This is a genomic window from Ruegeria sp. BHSC276, from assembly GCF_059612945.1.
Genome location: NZ_JBXWRP010000007.1, coordinates 63,891 through 83,417, shown reverse-complemented (window position 1 = coordinate 83,417; position 19,527 = coordinate 63,891). Strand labels below are relative to the sequence as shown.

Genomic DNA, 19,527 nt, shown 5'->3' with positions numbered 1-19,527 from the left:
ACGGGGCAGGGTCATTTGCCGACCTTCCACGCAAGATCCTTGGGGCCGGTGCCGACCGGAGATTTGATTAGCGGGAATTCCGGTTGGCTTTGGGCGTCTGCCGGTGTTTCGGCTTTTTCGATCTTGACCTTCAGGTCAAACCAGGCGGCCTGTCCCGTGATCGGGTCGGAATTTGCCCAGCGCAGGCCGTCGCCCTTGGGCGGCAGCAGTTCGTGGATCAGGTGGTTGAGCAGGAAGCCCTTGTTCGCCTCGGGCGCGTCGGGCTGCAGGGCCCAGGCGCCCTTGCGTTTGCCGATGGCGTTCCATGTCCAGACGGTGTTTTCGTTGAGCGCGGCCATCTCCATGACCGGCACAGTGATTTCGCCGTGTGGGGAGGTGACGCGAGCCCAGTCGCCGTCTTTCAGCCCGTGCTCCCGCATCAGTTTGGTGGGGACATAAAGCGGGTTGCGTCCATGCAGTTGGCGCAGCCACGCGTTCTGGCTGCCCCAGCTGTGATACATTGCCATCGGGCGCTGGGTCAGGGCGTTGATGGTATAGCCATCGTTGCCGGTCTGGTCGGTTTCGTACCAGATGGGCAGTGGATCCATTTTGTGTCTGATCTGGTCGCGCAGGTGGTCGGGCGGCTGGCGGTCGCCGTGACCTTCAGCGGCCAGCTGGAATTTGCGCATCGGCTCGGAATAGAGTTGGAACAGGTAGGGTTGAGGGCTGTCATACAGGCCCATTCCCACCGCCCAGTCCTGATACGCAGTGTTCCAGGGTTTGTAGTAGAGCGCCGCATCGGGAATGTGCTCGACGAAAAACCCACCGTTTTCGATGTAGCGGTTCAGCTGGTCGGGGTTCACATCGCCGCGCCCCACCTGCGAGCCATCGGCGCCGCGGAAGCCGGCCAGCGGGCCGATGCCTGGTTTGCGCTGGTGGTTGACCATGTAGTCGGCATAGTCGGTCCATTTCGGGCTTCCATCCTCGTTGGTGAAGCCCGGCAGTTTCATGCGGTTGGCCAGTTCGATCAGAACCGATTGAAAGCCACGCACGTCGCGGTCGGGTTCGATGACCGGCCAGCGGATCGCGTCGGCGGCGGCGTCGGCCTCGCAGATCGGGCGGTCGAGCAGCGAAATGCAGTCGTGACGCTCGAGATACGTGGTGTCGGGCAGGATCAGGTCGGCATAAGCCACCATTTCCGAGGAATAGGCATCGGAGTAGATGATGCGCGGGATGGCATATTTGCCGTCTTCGTTCCGGCGGGTCAGCATCTCGATCACGCCGCTGGTGTTCATGGTCGAGTTCCACGACATGTTCGCCATGTACATGAACAACGTGTCGATCTTGTAGGGATCACCCGCCGCCGCATTCGATATCACCATGTGCATTAGCCCGTGGGCTGACATGGGGTTTTCCCAAGTGAAGGCTTTGTCGATGCGCTGCGGCGTGCCGCAGTCGTCCAGCAGGAGGTCCTCGGGGCCGCGGGGAAAGCCAAGATGCGGACCATCCAGCGGTCGGCCGGGGCGGCGATCGCCATGTGGTGTAGGGTGGGCCTCGACGGGTTTGGGATAGGGCGGTTTGAACCGGAAGCCGCCGGGAACTTCGACCGTGCCCAGCAGGATCTGCAGGCTGTGCAGCGCACGACAGGTCTGAAACCCGTTGGCATGGGCCGAAATGCCGCGCATGGCATGGAAACTGACCGGCCGCCCCACCATTTTGCTGTGCGTCTCGCCGCGGAAGTCTGTCCATTCCTGGTCCAGCTCGAACGCCTCGTCAAAGGCGACGCGGGCCAGTTCGGCGGCGATGGCCCGGATGCGTTGGGCCGGGATGCCGCATGTGTCGGCAACGGCTTCCGGCGCGTATTCGTCGCTGAGGTAACGTTCGGCCATCAGGTGGAAGACCGGCCTGTGGGTGACGCCATCGCGTATGTATTGCGCCGACAGGTCGGGGCGCACGCCGGGTTTGTCGAATGCCGCAGGCTGCCCGGTAATGCGGTCGATCACAAGCGGCTTGCCGTCGACGTCGCGCAGAAACAGACCCTTTTCCGGGCCTTCCTGGGCATTCACCAGAACGGGTGCGTTGGTATAGCGGCTAAGATAGTCCAAATCGATCTTGCCGGCTTTCATCAGCACATGGATCAGCGACAGGATGAAAAGCCCGTCGGTGCCCGGAGTTATCCCCACCCAGTCGTCGGCAACCGCGTTGTACCCCGAGCGGACCGGGTTCACGCCGATCACGCGTGCGCCGCGCGCCTTGATCTTGCCGATCCCCATCTTGATGGGGTTGCTGTCGTGGTCCTCGGCCACCCCGAACAGCATGAACAGCTTGGTATGGTCCCAGTCGGGCTGTCCGAATTCCCAGAAAGCACCCCCCATCGTATAGATTCCGCCTGCCGCCATGTTGACCGAACAGAACCCACCATGCGCGGCATAGTTTGGTGTGCCGAAATTCTGGGCCCAGAACGAGGTGAAGCTTTGGCTTTGGTCGCGACCCGTGAAGAACGCCAGTTTCTGAGGTGCGGTTTCGTGCAGTTCGTGCAGCCAGCCGACGGCGGTGCTGATCGCTTCGTCCCACTCGATTTCGCGGAATTCACCCGAGCCACGCGGCCCGACGCGACGCAGCGGTTTGCGCAGCCGGGACGGGGCGTTCACCTGCATGATCCCCGCGCTGCCCTTGGCGCACAGCACGCCCTTGTTCACGGGGTGGTCGCGGTTGCCCTCGATATAGGCGACCTTGCCATCCTTGAGGTGCACGTTGATCCCGCAGCGGCAGGCGCACATGTAGCAGGTGGTCTTGCGGACCTCGTCCGAAACTTCGGGTGACGTATCCAGCTTTGGTTGGCTCATGTGTTTCCCTGTGGCTCATGGCCGCCAATGTTGCGCAGGCGGTTCTATCTTGACGCTACTCTAGGCAATTCCCCGTCCCGATCCAGAGGCTTGCGCCGTTTGGGCCGGTGCGTCGACGTGCGGATCACCGCCCGTGGCCCGGGCGATGATCGGGTTTCAGGCGCCCGGTCGCGTCAGGCGCCGGTCTGCGGCCGCATGTCGTCGCGGCTGATGCCGGCCACCGCCACCGGCTTTTTCATCGCATCGCGGCGGAACGGTTCGCCCAGTTCCTGGTTGATCAAGGCTTCGATCAGGGTGGTGATGCCGTTCTTCTGATCTTCGATCGCTTGTGCCAAGGCTGCGGTCAGTTCATCCATGGTGCGGGCCACCACGCCCTTCAGGCCGCAGGCCTGCGCGATGCCGGCATACGAGACCTTTGTGTCCAACTCGGTCCCCACGAAGTTGTCGTCAAACCACAGGGTCGAGTTCCGCTTTTCGGCGCCCCACTGGTAGTTGCGGAACACGATCTGGGTCACGGCGGGCCATTCCTCGCGGCCGATCGCGGTCAGTTCGTTCACCGCGATGCCGAATGCGCCGTCACCGGCAAAGCCCACGACCGGCACGTCCGGGCAGCCGATCTTGGCGCCGACGATGGCCGGCAGGCCATATCCGCAGGGGCCGAACAGGCCCGGCGCGAGGTATTTGCGGCCCGCCTCGAAGGACGGATAGGCGTTGCCGATGGCGCAGTTGTTGCCGATGTCCGAGCTGATGATTGCCTCTTTCGGCAGGGCGGCCTGAATGGCGCGCCAGGCCATGCGGGGGCTCATCCAGTCGGGCTTGGCGGCACGGGCGCGCTCGTTCCAGGTGGTGCCCGGGTCGTCGTCCTCGTGGTCCATGCTGGTCAGCTGCTGGGCCCAGCGCGATTTCTTTTCGGCGATCTTCGCCTTGCGTTCGGCGCGACCTTCGTCGCCCGCGGTGTCGCTCAGCTGGTTCAGGATGCCGGTCGCCACCTTGGCCGCGTCACCCACGATGCCCACGGTGACCGTCTTGGTCAGGCCGATTCGGTCTGGGTTGATGTCAACTTGGATGATCTTGGCGTCGGCTGGCCAGTATTCCATGCCATAGCCCGGCAGGGTCGAGAACGGGTTCAGGCGGGTGCCGAGGCACAGCACAACGTCGGCCTCCTTGATCAGCTCCATCGCAGCCTTGGACCCGTTGTAGCCCAGCGGGCCGGCGAACAGCGGGTGGCTGCCGGGGAAGGCGTCGTTGTGCTGGTAGCCGACGCAGACCGGGGCATCCAGACGCTCGGCCAGCGCCTTCGAGGCTTCGATCCCGCCCTTGGACAGAACCACGCCGGCACCGTTCAGGATAACGGGGTTCTTCGCCTTCGACAGCAGCTCGGCCGCCTGGGCCACGGCGGTTTCACCGCCCGAGGGGCGCTCGAACTCGACGATGGCGGGCAGTTCGATGTCGATCACCTGGGTCCAGAAATCACGTGGGATGTTGATCTGGGCCGGGGCGCTGGCGCGCTTGGCCTTCATGATGACCCGGTTCAGCACCTCGGCCACGCGCGACGGGTCGCGGACCTCTTCCTGATAGGCGACCATGTCCTCGAACAGTTTCATCTGCTCGACTTCCTGAAAGCCACCCTGACCGATGGTCTTGTTCGCGGCCTGCGGCGTGACCAGCAGCAGCGGTGTGTGGTTCCAGTAGGCGGTCTTCACGGCAGTGACGAAGTTGGTGATGCCGGGGCCGTTCTGCGCAATCATCATCGACATCTTGCCGGTTGCGCGGGTGTAGCCGTCGGCCATCATGCCAGCCGATCCTTCGTGAGCGCAGTCCCAGAACATGATTCCTGCCTTGGGGAACAGGTCCGAGATCGGCATCATGGCCGAACCGATGATCCCGAACGCATGTTCGATCCCGTGCATCTGAAGGGTTTTTACAAAGGCCTCTTCCGTGGTCATTTTCATCTGGGCGATCTCCGAACAGGGGTGAAAACAGGCAGGCGCGCCGCCTGGGTCGCCATAGGTTTTGGCGCAATGCCGGCCACCGGGTTAGGGCCAGTCGGGCAGTCGGCTTAGGTCCAGAGCGCGGTCAGGTTGCCTGAATCGCCCCGGCGATCCTGGCGATCCCGTCGGGAATGCGGTCGGACGAAATCGAGGAATAGCCCAGCCTGTAGAAGTTGCGCGGACGGTTCGGGCCGGAAAAAAACGGCGCTCCGGGCTCGATGTGAACACCCTGTTTCTGCAACTGCCGCGCCAGTTCGGCGGTATCGACATGGTCGGGGGCCCGCATCCACATCGACGAACCGCCGAACACCCCGCGTCCGGCGACGGTCAGCCCGTGCCGCTCGATGGCCTCTTCCATGGTCTGCCGGCGGTGCAACAGGGCTTTGGACATGCGGCGGATCTGGGCGTCATAGTGCCCCAGCGACAGGAAATAGGCCGCGGTGCGCTGGATGTGGCCCGGCGGATGCCGGAACACCAGCGACCGAAGGGCGCGCGCCTCGCGGATGAAGGCCTCGGACCCGACCATGTAGCCCAGCCGCAGACCCGGAAACAGCGATTTGGAGAAACTGCCGACATAGATCACGCGGCCGTCCTTGTCCAAGGACTTGAGCGCCGGGGAGGGGGCGCCCAGAAAGGCCATCTCGAATTCATAGTCGTCTTCGACGATCATTGCGTCCAGCGCGCGGGCGCGTTCCAGCAGGTCGTGGCGCCGCGCCACGGGCATGGTCGCCGTGGTGGGGCATTGGTGGCTGGGCGTGGTGTAGATGACATCGGTGTCATCGGGGATGGCGTCGGGCGGCAGCCCGTCCTGATCGACGCGCAGCGCCGCCATGGTGGCATCCGAGCAGCGCAGCAATTCATGCAGCGCGTAATAGCTGGGATCTTCGATCGCTGCCTTGCGCCCGTGTCCCAGAAGGATGCGCGAGGTCAGCCACAGCGCGTTCTGCGCGCCCAGCGTGATCAGGATTTCCTCGGGCCGGGCCGCGATGCCACGGCGGGGCAGCGTGTGGCGGGCGATGAATTCGACCAGCAGCGGGTCGTCCTGATCCACATAGTCGCCGGTCAGTGAGTCGAAATCCTTGTGCCCCAGTGCTCGCACCGCGCACAGCCGCCAGTTGGCATGGTCGAACAGGGTGCGGTCGGGCTGACCGTAGATGAACGGATAGCGGTAGTCCCGCCAGTCCTGCGGTTTGGTCAGAACGTCGCCGTCCGAAAACCGGCGGGCCAGCGCCCTGTCCCAGTCGACAGTCTCGGCGCCGCGCTGGACCGGCGTGTATTTCGGCGGAACCGGCGCGTTCTCGGACACATAATAGCCCGATCGCCCCCTGGCCGTCAGATAGTCATTCGCCAGCAGCTCGGTATAGGCCAGCGTCACGGTGATGCGGCTGACGCCCAGATGTGCGGCCAGCTTGCGTGACGAGGGCAGCTTTTCGCCCACGTGAAATCGCCCCGACAGGATGCCCTCGGCGATCATCTGCTGGATCTGCGCCTGCAGCGTGCCTTGCCCGTCCGGCTTCAGAAAGAAGGTGTCAACTGAAATCCCCATACCTCGTTATAGGGTGGACCTAAGGTGCGGGCAATCTGGACTTATCCTTGATCACCCTCTTCCGGCATTGACATGTCTCTGATAATAATTCTATAAAACTAGAAATCTAGTTTAATGGGGGGTAGAGCATGTGGGAAAAAGCGGCAGCAGGGTTTTCGGCCATGGGGTCCGAAGCCCGATTGCAGGTGCTCAAGACCCTGGTGCGCGCCGGCGAAGACGGGCTGAGCGTCGGAGAAATCCAGAGCCGGACCGGCATCGCCCCGTCGACCCTGGCCCATCACCTGCGGTTTCTGGCCGCCGGCGGCGTGGTCGAACAGGAAAAAGTGGGGCGCAGCACGATCAACCGGGCCTGTTTCCACGAACTGAAGAACCTCGCGCAGTTCATTCTCAGCGAATGCTGCGCGGACCAGCAAGGAAAGGTCGCCAACGATGGCTGAGTTGACGCAGACCCCAAAGGCGGCTGGCAAGCGCCTGACCGACTATCTCAAGACCCCTTGGGCGCCGATTGTGGCGATCCTTGCCTTGGTTGCCGTGCTGGACCCGGGCAATTGGGTCGCTGTCGTCAGCTTCGCGGGAAGGGCGCTGGCGCATACCGGTCAGTACATCCTGTTTGCGGTTCTGTTGCTTTCGTATCTCAAGGCCACGGGAGCGGAAACGATGGTGGCCCGCGCCTTTGAGGGGCGCGAAGCCCGGATGATCTTTCTGGCCGCCCTGTTCGGCGGGCTGGCGCCGTTCTGTTCCTGCGAGGTAATTCCGTTCATCGCCGGCCTGCTGGCCCTTGGCGCGCCGTTGTCGGCGGTGATGGCGTTCTGGCTCAGTTCGCCTCTGATCGACCCGCCGACCCTGCTGATCACCGCCGGTGCGCTGGGCTGGCCCTTTGCCATCGGCAAGGCCGCGGCCGCGGTGGCCCTGGGCCTGTTCGGAGGCTTTGCCGTGCGCTTTCTGATGCGTCGCGGGGCGTTCTCCCGGCCGTTGCGCCGGTACGAGCCGGCCGGATGCTGTGGCTGCGCCCCGAAGCAAAACGAGAAGCCCGTGTGGAAGTTCTGGCAGGTGCCCGAGCGCCGCGCCCGGTTCCGGGCCGAATTCGTGCAGAATGCCCTGTTCCTTCTGAAATGGATGGCCTTTGCCTATGTGCTCGAGGCGCTGCTGGTCAGCTATGTTCCGGCGGACCTGATCGCGCGCGCGGTCGGGGGCGAGGGCGTGGTTCCGATCGTAATCGCGGCCTTCGTGGGCATGCCCGCCTATCTGAACTCGTATGTCGCGCCGCCGCTGCTGGCCGGGCTGATGGAACAGGGGATGAGCGCCGGCGCGGCTATGTCGTTCATGATCGCGGGCGCGGTCAGCTCGATCCCGGCCATGGCTGCGGTGTGGTCGCTGGTCAAAGCACGTGTCTTTGCGGCCTACCTGGGCCTTGGCATCAGCGGCGCGATCGCGGCAGGTTTCCTGTTCCAGATGCTGTGAAACGCATGCCACCCGGCGACGGTCCGGGTGGCGTAGCCCGCCGGCCGATCAACTGCCCGCGCAATATTTCGGCAGCTTGAACCGGTATCGCGGTTCGCCGCTATCCATGTAGACGCGCTTTTCAATGCAGGCGGTCGTGCCGACGGTCTGCGCGATCAGGGCCTCGGTCGCCGTGATCGAAGCGGCAGACCCATCCGGCAGGCGCACCGAAGCAATCACCCCGTTCTTCAGGTCACCGTTGATCGGCGTCGCCGACAGGACCGGCACGGTCAGGAAGGCCTCGTGTTCATGCCTGCCATCACCGCTCAGCAACAGCAGGGCCGCCGCCACTCCGATGACGCTGACGCCACCGAGAATGACCAGTCCCTTGGTTTTCATGAATGCGTAGATCGAGACCGCCCGGTGCGGCCCGACGACTTTGGACAGTATGTTCAGCATAATCCGTTCCGATGAAAAAGGCCCCGTACCTGCGCGGTCGGGGCCCAAATCTGATTAGTTGCGATGGTCATCCTCGTCGTCTTCTTCGGCACCGCCCTTGGGCAGGTTGAAGAAGCTGTCGGCATCGACGATCGGTTCCGCGTCCTTTTCTTCTTCGTCGTCATCGGACAGCGAGAAGGTTTCCAGCCCCTCGATTGCCGTGGGGATCTTGGGCGCGGCGTCCATCTCCAGCGACTGTTCGGTCGAGACCAGCTTGCGGCGCTCGTCATCGCTCATCACTCCACCTTCGGCGGCCTTCTTGGCAGCGGCCTTCTGAACGGCTGCATCCAGTTCGGACTGTTTACACAGGCCCAGAGCCACCGGATCGATCGGCTGCATGTTGGCGATGTTCCAGTGGGTGCGCTCGCGGATCGACTGGATCGTCGGCTTGGTGGTGCCGACCAGTTTCGAGATCTGGCCGTCGGAAAGTTCGGGGTGGAACTTGACCAGCCACAGGATCGCGTTGGGACGGTCCTGCCGCTTGGACAGCGGGGTATAGCGAGGCCCGCGGCGTTTTTCCTCGCCGGCCGCGGCCGGGTTGAACTTTAGCTTCAGCTTGTGCAGCGGATCCTTCTCGGCCTTGTCGATCTCTTCCTGGGTCAGCTGGTTGTTGGCGATCGGGTCGAACCCTTTGACGCCGGCGGCCACATCGCCATCGGCGATGCCCTGAATTTCCAGCTCGTGCATGCCCACGAAATCCGCGATCTGCTTGAAGCTGATCGTGGTATTGTCCACCAGCCACACGGCGGTCGCCTTGGCCATCAGGGGTTTTGCCATGAGCCCGTCTCCTTTGAATACATCTGTCCCGTCGCCGGAATTCGGCGGCCCCGAGGTCTTGGGGCAGGTTTCCGTTGTCGGGGAACTCGGGGCGTATATAGTCGCGCAAAAGCCGGAAGGGAAGAGGCGAATGCGTTGGGTGGTTCTGTGGGCGTTCAGTGCGGTGGCCGCGCTGGCCGAGGGCGAGAAGGCAGGGGAATTCGACTATTACGTGTTGTCGCTGAGTTGGTCGCCCAACTGGTGCGCCCGCGAGGGTGACGCGCGGGGGTCCGACCAATGCGATGCGCGCCACGATCACGGCTGGATCCTGCACGGGCTGTGGCCGCAATATCACCAAGGCTGGCCGTCGTATTGCCCAACGCCCAAAGCGCCGCCCTCTCGCGGGAAGACCCGTGAAATGCAGGATATTCAGGGCAGTTCCGGCCTGGCCTGGCATCAGTGGAAGAAACACGGCACCTGTTCGGGCCTGTCCGCGGCAGACTATTACGCGCTGTCGCGGCAGGCCTATGAGCGTATCAACCGCCCTGCGGTGTTCCGCAAGCTGGACAAGCCGGTCAAACTGCCGGCGCGCGTGGTCGAGGAGGCCTTTGTCAAAGCCAACCCGGGGCTGGAACCCGACATGATCACCGTCACCTGCAACAGCGGATACATCGAAGAAGTACGAATCTGCCTGTCACGCGAACTGGACCCGGTGCCCTGCGGGCGGGACGTGATCCGGGACTGTACCGCCTCGGACGCGGTGTTCGATCCGATTCGCTAGAGCTTCTTGTTCTGGCAGTCGCGGGCATAGTCCAGTGCCTTGGCGGTGCCTTTCAGGTCGATCGCCAAAACCCGTTCGCCCGCCGGATTGTAGACCGTCATCGTCTTGTTCCGAGCGATGGCGGTAACAAAGTTCCGGTCGGTGAAGAACACGGTCGCACCGGGCACCCGATCCTGCTTGAAGCCGATGGCGGTGGCGTCAAAGCTCTTGCCATCCAACTCGAACCGAATCGGATAGGATTTGCCGGGCTCGATGTCGCCCCAACCCTTGTGGAAAACGGTGAAATAGCCCCGATTGTCCAGCGCGTCATAGCCCAGACGCACCACCGACAGGTCCTGATACACCGTTTGGATCAGGCAGCCGTTACCCAGATTGGGATCCATCATGATGTTCCAGCCTTCGACGAACCCCTTGTCTATCAACTGCTGTGACCAAGCGGAGGTGGCGGTGAAGGCGGCAAGAACGAGCGCGATGACGCGGGTCATGGTCGGAATCTCCGGGCAAACAGGGTTCAGACCCGCAGGTTAGAGAAGTATCGTCAGATTTCAATCGGATCGCGCCTTGATCCGGGACCTTTCGCCCTGCCGAAGGACCTGTACACCCAGCAATCCCGCCCATAGAGTTCGTGCGAATTCGTTGGACAGGACCCGCAGGATGAAACTTGCCACCGCCGCATACCCTCTCAGCTGGCTGGATAGTTGGGCGCAGTATGAAGACAAGCTGGCCGACTGGGTTGCGCAGGCCGCGGGGCAGGGCGCGCAGTTGCTGGTGTTCCCGGAATACGGTGCAATGGAGCTGTCAACTCTGGATGGTGCTGAGGTGGCCGGCGACCTGGAGCGCTCGATCCAGGCCGTTTCCGACCGGATGGAGGAAGTCCACACCCTGCACCGGCGCCTTGCTGTCGAGTACAATGCTTACATTCTGGGCGCGTCCGCGCCGGTGAATGCAGGGCGGGGCCGCCCCGTGAACCGGGCCGCGTTCTACTCGCCCGCCGGTGGCCACGACCACCAGGACAAGCAGATCATGACCCGGTTCGAGCGCACCCCTTGGAAAATCGCGCCGGGAGGGCCGCTGAAACTGTTCGACACGGCGTTGGGCAAGATCGGCATTCTGATCTGCTATGACAGCGAGTTTCCTCTACTCGGCCGCGCCCTGTCCGAGGCGGACCTTATCCTTGTTCCGTCCTGCACCGAGGCCCTGTCGGGCTATTGGCGCGTTCGCATCGGTGCGATGGCGCGGGCGTTGGAAAACCAATGTGTGACCGCGATGGCCTCGCTGGTCGGCGACAATGACTGGTCTGAGACGGTCGACAAGAACACCGGCATGGGCGGAGTGTTCGGCCCGCCCGATGTGGGCTTCCCCGAAACCGGCGTTCTGGCACAAGGCAGCTTGAACCGGCCGGGCTGGACCTATGCCGAGGTCGATCTGGACGCGATCGCACATGTGCGGGCTGATGGCGGGGTTCTGAACCGGTCACACTGGTCGGAACAGGATCCCCGCGTCCAATCGGTCACATTGTCGCGCCTTTAGGCGATTCCGCCCTTGAAAAATTGGCAAAACGGGACCATTTAAGCGCACACCCGCGGATTCCGCGGGACAACGCAACAATGGAGACAACATGGCCAAGGAAGATACGCTCGAATTTCCCGGTGTCGTGAAGGAACTCCTGCCCAATGCGACGTTTCGGGTCGAGCTGGAAAACGGCCATGAAATCATCGCACATACGGCAGGCAAGATGCGCAAGAATCGCATCCGCGTTCTGGCCGGCGACCGTGTTCAGGTCGAGATGACCCCCTATGATCTGACCAAGGGTCGGATCAACTACCGCTTCAAGTAACGCCTGCCGCAATGGCGTTCATCCTGGGATCGGGCAGCCCCAGACGGCTGGACCTGCTGGCGCAGCTTGGCGTGCAGCCCGATACGATTTCTGCCCCCGACATCGACGAGACGCCGCGCAAGGGGGAATTGCCCTTGCGGTATTGCGCGCGCATTGCCCGCGAGAAGGTGCATGCCGTGCAGGCGAACCCGGACGATATCGTCTTGTGCGCCGACACGACGGTTGCGCTGGGCCGACGCATACTGGGCAAGCCCGAAGATGCCGGCCAGGCCGCCGAGTTCCTGCTTGCCCTGTCGGGACGTCGCCACCGAGTGATCACCTCGGTTGCGGTGCGTCGCGGTAATCGGGTGCTGCAACGCGACGTTGTCAGCCAAGTCAAGGTCAAGCGTCTTTCGGACGTGGAAATCAACGCCTATCTCGCCACCGGCGATTGGCAGGGCAAGGCGGGTGGCTATGCCATTCAGGGTCCCGCGGGTGCGTTCATTCCATGGATCTCGGGTTCGTTCACCGGGATCGTCGGGCTGCCCCTGGCGGAAACCGCCGGGCTGTTGCAAGGCATCGGCTACCCTCTGTATCGCGAGGCATCATGAAAGGTCGAACGATCATCCTGGATCACATTCAGGGCCGCGAAGCCGCCGCGTTGATGGTGGATGGCAAACTGGATGATTTCCTGATCGCCGCCGATGCGCCTGCCCCTGGGACTATCTATCGGGCCCGGGCCGAGCGGCCAGTCAAGGGGCAGGGCGGAATGTTCCTGAGCACCCCGGATGGTCCGGCTTTCCTTCGGCAGGTCAAAGGGTTGGCGCCGGGCGAAATGCTGCTGGTGCAGGTCACGGGTTATGCCGAGCCGGGCAAGGCCCTGCCGGTGACAAACCGCATCCTGTTCAAAAGCCGCTATGCCATCGTCACGCCGGATGCGCCCGGGCTGAACATCTCCCGCTCAATCCGCGATGACGAGGAGCGCGACCGGCTGCTGGTGATCGCGCATGAGCAGATGGACGGCAGCCCCTTCGGTCTGATCCTGCGCTCCGGTTGCCAGGGCGCGGATGCCGATGAGATCGCCGAAGACATCGCCGCCATGCGAGCGCTGGCCGAACAGGTCGTGAATGACACCGGAAACGCGCCGGAAACGCTGTCTCAGGGTGACGCGCCGCATGTCCTCGCCTGGCGCGAATGGGTGGAGCCCGCCGAGGTTTCGACCCAGGCGGGCGGGTTCGCGGACCATGGCGTACTCGAGGCGTTGGACACCGCACGCGGCGCATCCCATCCCTTGATGGGTGGGGCGCATATGTATATCGAGCCCACCCGGGCGTTGGTGGCCGTGGACGTGAACACCGGTTCGGATAGCTCGCTGGCGGCGGGAACAAAGGCCAATTTCGCCTGCGCCAAGGAACTGCCGCGTGCCCTGCGCGTGCGGGGGCTGGGCGGGCAGATCACGCTGGACCTTGCGCCGATGCCCAAGAAAGACCGGCGCGGATTCGAATCCGCACTCCGCGCTGCCTTTAGGGCAGACAGCGAAGAAACCGTTCTTGCCGGCTGGACACCGCTGGGGCATTTCGAGTTGCAGCGCAAACGTGGCCGCATTCCATTGTCGGAGGTCCTGAAATGAGCTGTCCGATCTGCGGAGAAGATACGGTCCAACGGTTTCGTCCATTTTGTTCGAAACGCTGCGCGGACATTGATCTGGCCAAGTGGCTGAACGGCTCCTATGCGGTTCCGTCGCAGCGCGAGGAAGACCTTGATGGTGAGATTCAGGATGCTGTCGAAATCAAGGATCGCCCACACTGAAAAAATCTGAAAAAGCCTCTGGACACGGCGTTTGGCAAGTCATAGAAGGCCTGCACCCAACGGCAAACGCCGTTCCCGTGCCCGGGTAGCTCAGGGGTAGAGCAGTGGATTGAAAATCCTCGTGTCGGTGGTTCGATTCCGCCCCCGGGCACCATTTTTCAAAGCAAAATCAATAGACTATCCATCTCACAGTTTTCACTTCGTGCGTTGCACACTCATCGCACAGTTTTGTAGTGCGTTACTGTGGGGATTGATGGCTGAAAAAGCTGTGTCGAACACAGTGTTTGGAATCAATGTGTTGGCCACAGAAAACCCAACACAGCGTTTGCCCCACAGTGTTTTGGATCAGGGTCAACAACAGAGCTATTTGCTGGACAGTAGAGTGTCGCTCTGGGGAGGTCTCAGCCAACCTCAGTAGACCTTAGCACGTCGATCAGCCGCTTGAACTCAGCGTTATCCTGAGCGCCCTTCCAAAAATTCGCGAAGCGACAAACAACTTGGAGATTGCCGGGCTCGTAGTGCCCACTGCTGTCGATGCGATCCAAGGAAGCGAACATCGCAGGGTCACCATTCACTTCATCCAATTCCAACGGAAGCCCGGTCAGTTCGCAGCAATACTCCTGAGCCCCCATAAGTTCGGTAATGTAGTCCTGAAGTGCTGCTGCGGACGGGAACCCGAGGTCCTTCCTTTTCACAACACGCTCTACAGTCTGACCATTTGCTGAATTGGTGGTGGCGACGGCGGTACGGGCCATGCGTTCAGCGACATCTGCCGCTTCGAAGAGCTCCGAAGCTCGCTGGTACGCAATCTTATCCGCCTGCGTTCCGTACTTGATCGGGGCATACCCCTTCTTGGCGGTTTCGCTTCGTTTCGCCCATAGTGGAGTATCGTGCCACTGGCTTAGGTCATCTCCGGCGATCAACGCCAACGTGTAGTCTCGGTACAAAGGACTGAGAGACTGTAGCGTGGCTTCAGTAGACAAGAAGTCTTTCGCCTTGGGGTGTAGTTCGTTCCACCTCAGTGGAACGCCCTTCTTTGACGTGTTCGACCAAGGCTCACAGGGCTTATGGCAAATTACCACGTCACGCCCACGTTCGATGGGTTCCGTCTTCCTCTCGAAAGAAGGTGCGTCACTTCGAGAGGTCGTCCACCAAAGCTCGTCCCCGTTCTTGTGAACCCAAATATCGCCAACAGTCTCAGCGACAGAAGTCATCAAGTTGAACCAGCGAGAAGCTGTCGCCTTGGTCGGTTTCTTTCCTGCCGCAGTGGTGTCCCTAGCCATGCGGCTGGACACATAACCCTCGCGGTCAGACACTCGGCTATGACCTGATCAGCGGGTGTCAGGAATTGTTCCACCATAGTCCGCCGCGCTTCCAGCCCGAGGCCGGATCGCCCCTGCCGTTCGGTCGAAACCCGTTATAAAACAACATACTCGGCCATGCCTTGCCCTCTCCGTAAACGACAAACCAGCGTTTGTTGTAGAAGGCTTCGGATTTCTTGGAGCAGCGGGCAACAGGTTTTGCTGAGGTGCGTTGTGGCTCCAGTCATGTGGGGGCGTGACTGTTTGTCATCTGACATTGCGCGTCAGATTGGCGAACGAGCAAGATGCGGACGAACAGGTCAATTGTTTGCGGTAGACGGGTGTCTGCTTTTGTTTCCAATTACTCCCTTCGTCAGCACCAGTTGTGGAAACGCGTTGTATGTTTGATCGGCTTGAGGGCAGAAAAAGCTCGCAAGGTAAAATTTTTCCTAAGAGCCAAATTGCAGCTCCAACATCGATCATGCGGAGCCCGCATTCGGTGCACGCTCAATTGCTGCATTCAGCCCAAAAAAATCGTAGCTCATTGCCAACCAATGAAATTTCAGAACTTGGTTGCAGAGATGTTTTGAGTTTAGACGCCTCTCCTAAATTGAGATGGTGTCATTCCTGTGCTTCTGATGAAAGCTCGCGTGAAATGCGCCTGGTTGGAGTAACCCAAGGATTTCGATATCTCAAATATCGTTAACTCCGGCACCTTCAGCATGTCTATTGCGGCTTTTGTCCGTTCCCGGGACAGAATTTCGGAAAAGCTGGTCCCTTCTTTTTGAAGATCGCGCTGCAGGTGACGGTCACTTAGGCCAAGCAACCGCGCGATGAATTGTAGTGACAAGCGTGGATCGTAGAGGTAGGTGCAGACCAGCGCGGCAATGGCGCGCGTCGTGGGAACCATCTGATCATGTGTGTCAGGATCGGGCAAAATGACCGCCTCTGAAACCATTTCCCCGCGTTCGATGTGGATTTCCGTGACCGGCTGAGTAAACCGAAGTCTTGCTTCCGCGGATTGGGCCAGCCATTCGAGGTCGGGGTGATGATCCGACTGTAGGTTCAGCCGCTTCGGAGCCCAGGACGGTCCCAGTGCACTCCGGATGGTTTCTAGCATGAGTTGCAGGACATAGAGTTCAACCTGCCGGACCTGCTCGCGATCGCCGGCAATGGCGTTGCGGCCGAAAACCAGACCATTCCAGACCGGTCGAACAAAGAAATCGGCTCTGCTGTATTCCAGCTTCGCCATTTTGCAGAAGGTGACCAAGCGTTCGAAAAGTGTTTTCTGATCATAAAGTTGCCGCAGGGCGCCATGCATCTGCACGCTGGAAACGGATCCGGCATCAAAGCCGATGTCGAATTTTCCGGTGCTCGTCGCGGCTTCGCTTGCGATTGTCCAGAGCTGGTGCTCCGCGATCATCAGCTCCGGTTCTTGTATCATACGTTCGTCGATATCGACAGCTTGCAGGAGTTTCATTGGGTCACAGCCAGCGTCTTCGCAGGCAATCGCGAAGTTCAGCGCGTACCTAAGTTTTACGACTGCGACCAATACCTTCCGCCATCATCAGAGCGCACACGACGTAGTATCGCAAGGCATTTACCATTTTGCGACCTCAAATTTACCATTTCATCCTGAAACCGAAAAACTGTTAGGCGGCCTCTTTCACGCCTAGTACGCTTTTCGTGCGAGGAGCTAACATTGCCGCCTATGATTTTTCTGTGCGCGAGACACTCAAAAAAAGTAATCGATGATCGGCCGAGGCTCCCACATGCCGAAACAAGACCAGGGGAGTCCGACAAATCATGTCCAAGACAATAACCGCAACGGCGGTCGTTGCAGTGCTGGCGATCGCGTCACCTGCGGCTTCGCAGGATAATACGCCGCCGCCGATTCTGTTCACCAATGCGAACGTGTTCGACGGTTTCAGCCCCGATTTGATCATGGGGGCGAACGTGCTGGTGGAAGGCAACGCGATCACGCAGGTTTCGACCGACCCCATCGATGCGCCGAACGCATTTGTCGTCGATGTCGGTGGCAAGACGATGACGCCCGGTTTCATCGACATGCACCAGCACGTGATGCTGAACCCGCCGGAGGGGACGGCCGCCTATCAGACCCGCTGGGACGATGCGGCGGGCGGCGCCATCGCGCTTCAGTACATGAACGATCACATGCTGATGAAGGGGATCACCACGGTTCGGGACATCGCCGGCGATCCTCTGGATATTGCCAAGGCCATCGACATGGGCCTGGTCCGGGGGCCGCGTGTCTACTCGTCGGGCGGCGCCATCGGCCAGACCGGCGGTCACAGCGACTGGGCGGGGCGCAACGTGCCGCCGGCCACGCTCGAGAACGGTCAGGACATGGGGCAGCTGACGTCGAATACATGGGTGACCGATGGGGTCGATGATGTGACCCGCGCGGCGCGCCTGAACTTCCGGCGCGGCGCGGCGTTTCTCAAGGTCATGGGCGGCGGCGGCGTGGCCAGCGAATTCGATCCGCTGGAGATCCTCGGGCTTGCCGAGGACGAGGTCGCCCGGGCCGTCGAGATCGCCAAGGACAATGGCACCTATGTCGCCGTGCATGCCTATCACGACGAGAGCTATGACCGGCACCTGCGGCTCGGCACCCGCTCGTTCGAGCATGGCTTCCTGATCTCGGAGGACATGGTCAAGCGCATGGTGGCGAAATACAACGAAACGAAAGACATCGTCTGGAGTTTCCAGTGTTATGTCAGCGTGAATACCTTCGGATCCTACGAGAGCATGCCGGCCTTCTTCACGCACGAGCAGAAGCTCAAGGGCGTGGCGGTTGGCGAAGGCGTACGCGCCATGTCCAAGTGGATGAACGACTATGGCATGTTCATCATCGGAGGCTCGGACATGTTCAGCCCCGGCCTGGTTGAGAAGATCAAGGAGGACATCGTGTGCCCCACGTCGGTCGGGTTCAGCCCGGCACAGGCGCTGAAGCACTACACGGGCAACGCGGGTATCGTGCTGAAATGGTCCGGGCCCAAAGATCCCTATCCGACCTATCACCTCGGCCGGATCGCGCCGGACAGCTATGCCGACATCCTGATCTGGGACGGTAATCCTTTGGAAGACATCAACCTGATCCTCGATGAGAGCAAGCTGCAACTCGTGATGAAGGATGGTCGCGCCTACAAGAACACGCTGGTCGAGAGCGATAGTATTATGTACCGCCCGGCGGTTCGTGAGCCGCAAGTCTATCCATGATCATCTGATCTGGATCGCGCGGGGCGGTTTCTACCTCGGCCGCCCCGCGGTCAAAAGAAGCTCAACAGAAAATTTGCAGGGGACCGCAATGCGAAAACCTCTCATTGTCGTACTGTCGTTTGCACTCGCCTCAGGCGCGATCGCTCAAGATGAGCCGCGACAGCTTTTGTTCACTAATTGCAACGTGTTCGACGGTGTCGCGGACAGCCTCGCCAAAGGCCGCAACGTGTTGATCGAAGACAATCTTATCGCGTCCATCGGGGATGCGTCGCTCTCGGCCGTGGATGCCGAAGTCATTGATTGTGAAGGCCGCACCCTCAGGCCCGGCCTGATCGACGCGCACACTCATCTTTACATGAATATGCCCGGCGGTGTCGCTGGTATGGAAAGTGGCATGTGGGACGAGATCGGCCCGCGCGCCGCACATATGGCCAACGAATATCTCTACAGTGGCTTTACAACCGTTCGTGAGATGGGCGGTGGCGGCTCTGGCCTGAAGAAGACGGTCGATGCCGGCCTCGTCGAAGGACCGAGGATTTACCCGAGCGGCGCATTCGTGTCGCAGACATCCGGCCACGGAGATTTGCGCTTCGGCTCGCAGCGGAACCCGAACCTGCCTCCTTTTCCGAATGACAGCAACGCTCAGCGCCTCGGCATCACGACTGTGGCCGACGGCGAGGATGCCGTCCTCGCAGCGGTCCGGCAAAACCTGTCCCAAGGAGCAACCCAAATCAAACTTATGGCGGGGGGCGGCGTTGCGTCGATTCTTGATCCCCTGCATACGCTTCAGTTTCTTCCTGAAGAGATCGAAACGGCGGTCCGGGCCGCCGCCGACTGGGATACTTATGTCGCGGTGCATGTCTTCTCCGACGAGGGGATCCGTCGAGCTGTAAATGCCGGTGTGCGAAGTATCGAGCATGGTTTTTTTGCGAGCCGTGAGACCTTGCAGCTGATGAAGGATAATGACGTATTCCTTGTGTCGCAGATGACCGGAATATCACCGTATCTCGAACAAAACCCTGGGCTGCAGAGCCCGGAGAACCAGGCAAAGCTGGCGCTCGCGACCGACCTAGCCAAGGACTTTGTCGAGAACGTCAAGGCGATCCGACCGAAGATGGCTTTCCAGACTGATGTCGTGTTCGCGACGGGCGAGTTGCTAAGGACGCAACTCGACTACGAGAAGTGGTTTCACGCTGAGCTTTTCGGCAATCACGCAATGCTGGTTGTCGCGACATCGTCGGCAGGCGAGCTCATGGCGTTTTCCGGCAAGGCAAATCCGTATCTTGAGGGTCCACTTGGCGTTATCAAAGAAGGCGCATACGCCGACATCCTGATTGTCGATGGAAATCCCCTCGAAGACATAGGTGTGATCGGCGGAAACGAGAAATGGTACGACGCCGAGCCGCGTCCCCGTGACATCCCGACAATAAGACTGATCATGAAGGACGGCGTTATTTATAAAAACACGCTGAACTGATGATCTTCTGCGGCTTTTTTACCTCGGCCGCCCAGCGCAACACTTTT

General features: G+C 61.0%; 18 protein-coding genes and 1 tRNA gene. 11 read left to right on the top strand and 8 right to left on the bottom strand.

Translation table 11 applies throughout. The features are described from left to right. Positions 1-11 precede the first annotated feature (11 nt). The 3 genes from AC2FMD_RS12865 to pdxR form a co-directional block, all read right to left on the bottom strand. The gene (locus AC2FMD_RS12865) at positions 12-2,825 is read right to left on the bottom strand and encodes a molybdopterin oxidoreductase family protein (RefSeq protein WP_496743458.1); all 2,814 of its coding nucleotides are present in this window, start codon (positions 2,823-2,825) and stop codon (positions 12-14) included. A 173-nt stretch (positions 2,826-2,998) separates the two neighbouring features. Beyond that, positions 2,999-4,777 carry a sulfoacetaldehyde acetyltransferase gene (xsc, locus tag AC2FMD_RS12860; protein WP_496795086.1) on the bottom strand — a complete coding sequence of 593 codons (1,779 nt, stop codon included), beginning with the start codon at positions 4,775-4,777 and terminating at the stop codon, positions 2,999-3,001. Positions 4,778-4,901: 124 nt separating this feature from the next. Continuing rightward, on the bottom strand, positions 4,902-6,362 hold the full coding sequence (pdxR, locus tag AC2FMD_RS12855) for a MocR-like pyridoxine biosynthesis transcription factor PdxR (RefSeq protein WP_496689230.1): 1,461 nt from the start codon (positions 6,360-6,362) through the stop codon (positions 4,902-4,904). Between the two features lie 128 nt (positions 6,363-6,490). On the opposite strand from pdxR, the gene AC2FMD_RS12850 reads away from it, so the two are divergent. Continuing rightward, positions 6,491-6,799 (top strand): ArsR/SmtB family transcription factor, encoded by a 309-nt coding sequence (locus AC2FMD_RS12850; RefSeq protein ID WP_496795085.1) that lies wholly within the window; start codon positions 6,491-6,493, stop codon positions 6,797-6,799. Next, complete coding sequence (locus AC2FMD_RS12845; protein WP_496743588.1) at positions 6,792-7,823, top strand: permease; 1,032 nt, start codon at positions 6,792-6,794, stop codon at positions 7,821-7,823. The genes AC2FMD_RS12850 and AC2FMD_RS12845 overlap by 8 nt, the downstream gene beginning before the upstream one ends. 48 nt (positions 7,824-7,871) lie before the next feature. Here the strand turns inward: AC2FMD_RS12845 and AC2FMD_RS12840 are convergent, their stop codons facing one another. Both AC2FMD_RS12840 and AC2FMD_RS12835 read right to left on the bottom strand, forming a co-directional pair. Then, on the bottom strand, positions 7,872-8,261 hold the full coding sequence (locus AC2FMD_RS12840; RefSeq protein WP_496743587.1) for a hypothetical protein: 390 nt from the start codon (positions 8,259-8,261) through the stop codon (positions 7,872-7,874). A gap of 54 nt (positions 8,262-8,315) precedes the next feature. After that, on the bottom strand, positions 8,316-9,077 hold the full coding sequence (locus AC2FMD_RS12835) for a DUF1013 domain-containing protein (RefSeq protein WP_496710722.1): 762 nt from the start codon (positions 9,075-9,077) through the stop codon (positions 8,316-8,318). Between the two features lie 130 nt (positions 9,078-9,207). On the opposite strand from AC2FMD_RS12835, the gene AC2FMD_RS12830 reads away from it, so the two are divergent. Continuing rightward, entirely contained in the window at positions 9,208-9,837 is a 630-nt protein-coding gene (locus AC2FMD_RS12830) for a ribonuclease T2 family protein (protein WP_496680417.1), read from the top strand. On the opposite strand, the gene AC2FMD_RS12825 is transcribed toward AC2FMD_RS12830, so the two are convergent. Continuing rightward, positions 9,834-10,322, bottom strand: a complete 489-nt coding sequence (locus tag AC2FMD_RS12825) for a hypothetical protein (protein WP_496710720.1) — start codon at positions 10,320-10,322, stop codon at positions 9,834-9,836. The genes AC2FMD_RS12830 and AC2FMD_RS12825 overlap by 4 nt on opposite strands. Before the next feature lie 169 nt (positions 10,323-10,491). Here AC2FMD_RS12825 and AC2FMD_RS12820 point away from each other — a divergent pair, with 169 nt between their 5' ends. From AC2FMD_RS12820 to AC2FMD_RS12795, 6 genes are all read left to right on the top strand, one after another. Then, a complete protein-coding gene (locus AC2FMD_RS12820) occupies positions 10,492-11,367 on the top strand; it encodes a carbon-nitrogen hydrolase family protein (RefSeq protein WP_496743595.1) in 876 nt (291 codons plus the stop codon). Positions 11,368-11,455: 88 nt separating this feature from the next. Continuing rightward, entirely contained in the window at positions 11,456-11,674 is a 219-nt protein-coding gene (gene infA / locus AC2FMD_RS12815) for a translation initiation factor IF-1 (protein ID WP_005620785.1), read from the top strand. Positions 11,675-11,685: 11 nt separating this feature from the next. After that, positions 11,686-12,264 carry a Maf family protein gene (locus AC2FMD_RS12810; RefSeq protein ID WP_496743594.1) on the top strand — a complete coding sequence of 193 codons (579 nt, stop codon included), beginning with the start codon at positions 11,686-11,688 and terminating at the stop codon, positions 12,262-12,264. Beyond that, positions 12,261-13,283: a ribonuclease E/G gene (locus AC2FMD_RS12805; RefSeq protein ID WP_496680424.1), complete on the top strand. Its 1,023-nt coding sequence runs from the start codon at positions 12,261-12,263 to the stop codon at positions 13,281-13,283. Before AC2FMD_RS12810 ends, AC2FMD_RS12805 begins: the two co-directional genes overlap by 4 nt. After that, positions 13,280-13,462 carry a DNA gyrase inhibitor YacG gene (locus tag AC2FMD_RS12800; protein ID WP_496689214.1) on the top strand — a complete coding sequence of 61 codons (183 nt, stop codon included), beginning with the start codon at positions 13,280-13,282 and terminating at the stop codon, positions 13,460-13,462. The genes AC2FMD_RS12805 and AC2FMD_RS12800 overlap by 4 nt, the downstream gene beginning before the upstream one ends. A 79-nt stretch (positions 13,463-13,541) precedes the next feature. Continuing rightward, positions 13,542-13,616, top strand: a tRNA-Phe gene (locus tag AC2FMD_RS12795). A gap of 247 nt (positions 13,617-13,863) precedes the next feature. Here the strand turns inward: AC2FMD_RS12795 and AC2FMD_RS12790 are convergent. Together AC2FMD_RS12790 and AC2FMD_RS12785 are read right to left on the bottom strand one after the other, a co-directional pair. Continuing rightward, complete coding sequence (locus tag AC2FMD_RS12790) at positions 13,864-14,391, bottom strand: hypothetical protein (protein ID WP_496742639.1); 528 nt, start codon at positions 14,389-14,391, stop codon at positions 13,864-13,866. Between the two features lie 964 nt (positions 14,392-15,355). Continuing rightward, on the bottom strand, positions 15,356-16,243 hold the full coding sequence (locus AC2FMD_RS12785) for a helix-turn-helix domain-containing protein (RefSeq protein WP_496689209.1): 888 nt from the start codon (positions 16,241-16,243) through the stop codon (positions 15,356-15,358). A 326-nt stretch (positions 16,244-16,569) separates the two neighbouring features. Between AC2FMD_RS12785 and AC2FMD_RS12780 the strand changes: the two genes are divergently transcribed. Further along, positions 16,570-18,003: an amidohydrolase family protein gene (locus AC2FMD_RS12780; RefSeq protein ID WP_496742638.1), complete on the top strand. Its 1,434-nt coding sequence runs from the start codon at positions 16,570-16,572 to the stop codon at positions 18,001-18,003. Further along, positions 17,981-19,480: a metal-dependent hydrolase family protein gene (locus AC2FMD_RS12775; protein WP_496795084.1), complete on the top strand. Its 1,500-nt coding sequence runs from the start codon at positions 17,981-17,983 to the stop codon at positions 19,478-19,480. Before AC2FMD_RS12780 ends, AC2FMD_RS12775 begins: the two co-directional genes overlap by 23 nt. The last annotated feature ends 47 nt before the right edge of the window (positions 19,481-19,527 follow it).

Bases quoted from the DNA above. Each gene is read 5' to 3' on its own strand.
- AC2FMD_RS12865 (WP_496743458.1), bottom strand. From the start codon at position 2,825: ATGAGCCAACCAAAGCTGGATACGTCACCCGAAGTTTCGGACGAGGTC.
- xsc (WP_496795086.1), bottom strand. From the start codon at position 4,777: ATGAAAATGACCACGGAAGAGGCCTTTGTAAAAACCCTTCAGATGCAC.
- pdxR (WP_496689230.1), bottom strand. From the start codon at position 6,362: ATGGGGATTTCAGTTGACACCTTCTTTCTGAAGCCGGACGGGCAAGGC.
- AC2FMD_RS12850 (WP_496795085.1), top strand. From the start codon at position 6,491: ATGTGGGAAAAAGCGGCAGCAGGGTTTTCGGCCATGGGGTCCGAAGCC.
- AC2FMD_RS12845 (WP_496743588.1), top strand. From the start codon at position 6,792: ATGGCTGAGTTGACGCAGACCCCAAAGGCGGCTGGCAAGCGCCTGACC.
- AC2FMD_RS12840 (WP_496743587.1), bottom strand. From the start codon at position 8,261: ATGCTGAACATACTGTCCAAAGTCGTCGGGCCGCACCGGGCGGTCTCG.
- AC2FMD_RS12835 (WP_496710722.1), bottom strand. From the start codon at position 9,077: ATGGCAAAACCCCTGATGGCCAAGGCGACCGCCGTGTGGCTGGTGGAC.
- AC2FMD_RS12830 (WP_496680417.1), top strand. From the start codon at position 9,208: ATGCGTTGGGTGGTTCTGTGGGCGTTCAGTGCGGTGGCCGCGCTGGCC.
- AC2FMD_RS12825 (WP_496710720.1), bottom strand. From the start codon at position 10,322: ATGACCCGCGTCATCGCGCTCGTTCTTGCCGCCTTCACCGCCACCTCC.
- AC2FMD_RS12820 (WP_496743595.1), top strand. From the start codon at position 10,492: ATGAAACTTGCCACCGCCGCATACCCTCTCAGCTGGCTGGATAGTTGG.
- infA (WP_005620785.1), top strand. From the start codon at position 11,456: ATGGCCAAGGAAGATACGCTCGAATTTCCCGGTGTCGTGAAGGAACTC.
- AC2FMD_RS12810 (WP_496743594.1), top strand. From the start codon at position 11,686: ATGGCGTTCATCCTGGGATCGGGCAGCCCCAGACGGCTGGACCTGCTG.
- AC2FMD_RS12805 (WP_496680424.1), top strand. From the start codon at position 12,261: ATGAAAGGTCGAACGATCATCCTGGATCACATTCAGGGCCGCGAAGCC.
- AC2FMD_RS12800 (WP_496689214.1), top strand. From the start codon at position 13,280: ATGAGCTGTCCGATCTGCGGAGAAGATACGGTCCAACGGTTTCGTCCA.
- AC2FMD_RS12785 (WP_496689209.1), bottom strand. From the start codon at position 16,243: ATGAAACTCCTGCAAGCTGTCGATATCGACGAACGTATGATACAAGAA.
- AC2FMD_RS12780 (WP_496742638.1), top strand. From the start codon at position 16,570: ATGTCCAAGACAATAACCGCAACGGCGGTCGTTGCAGTGCTGGCGATC.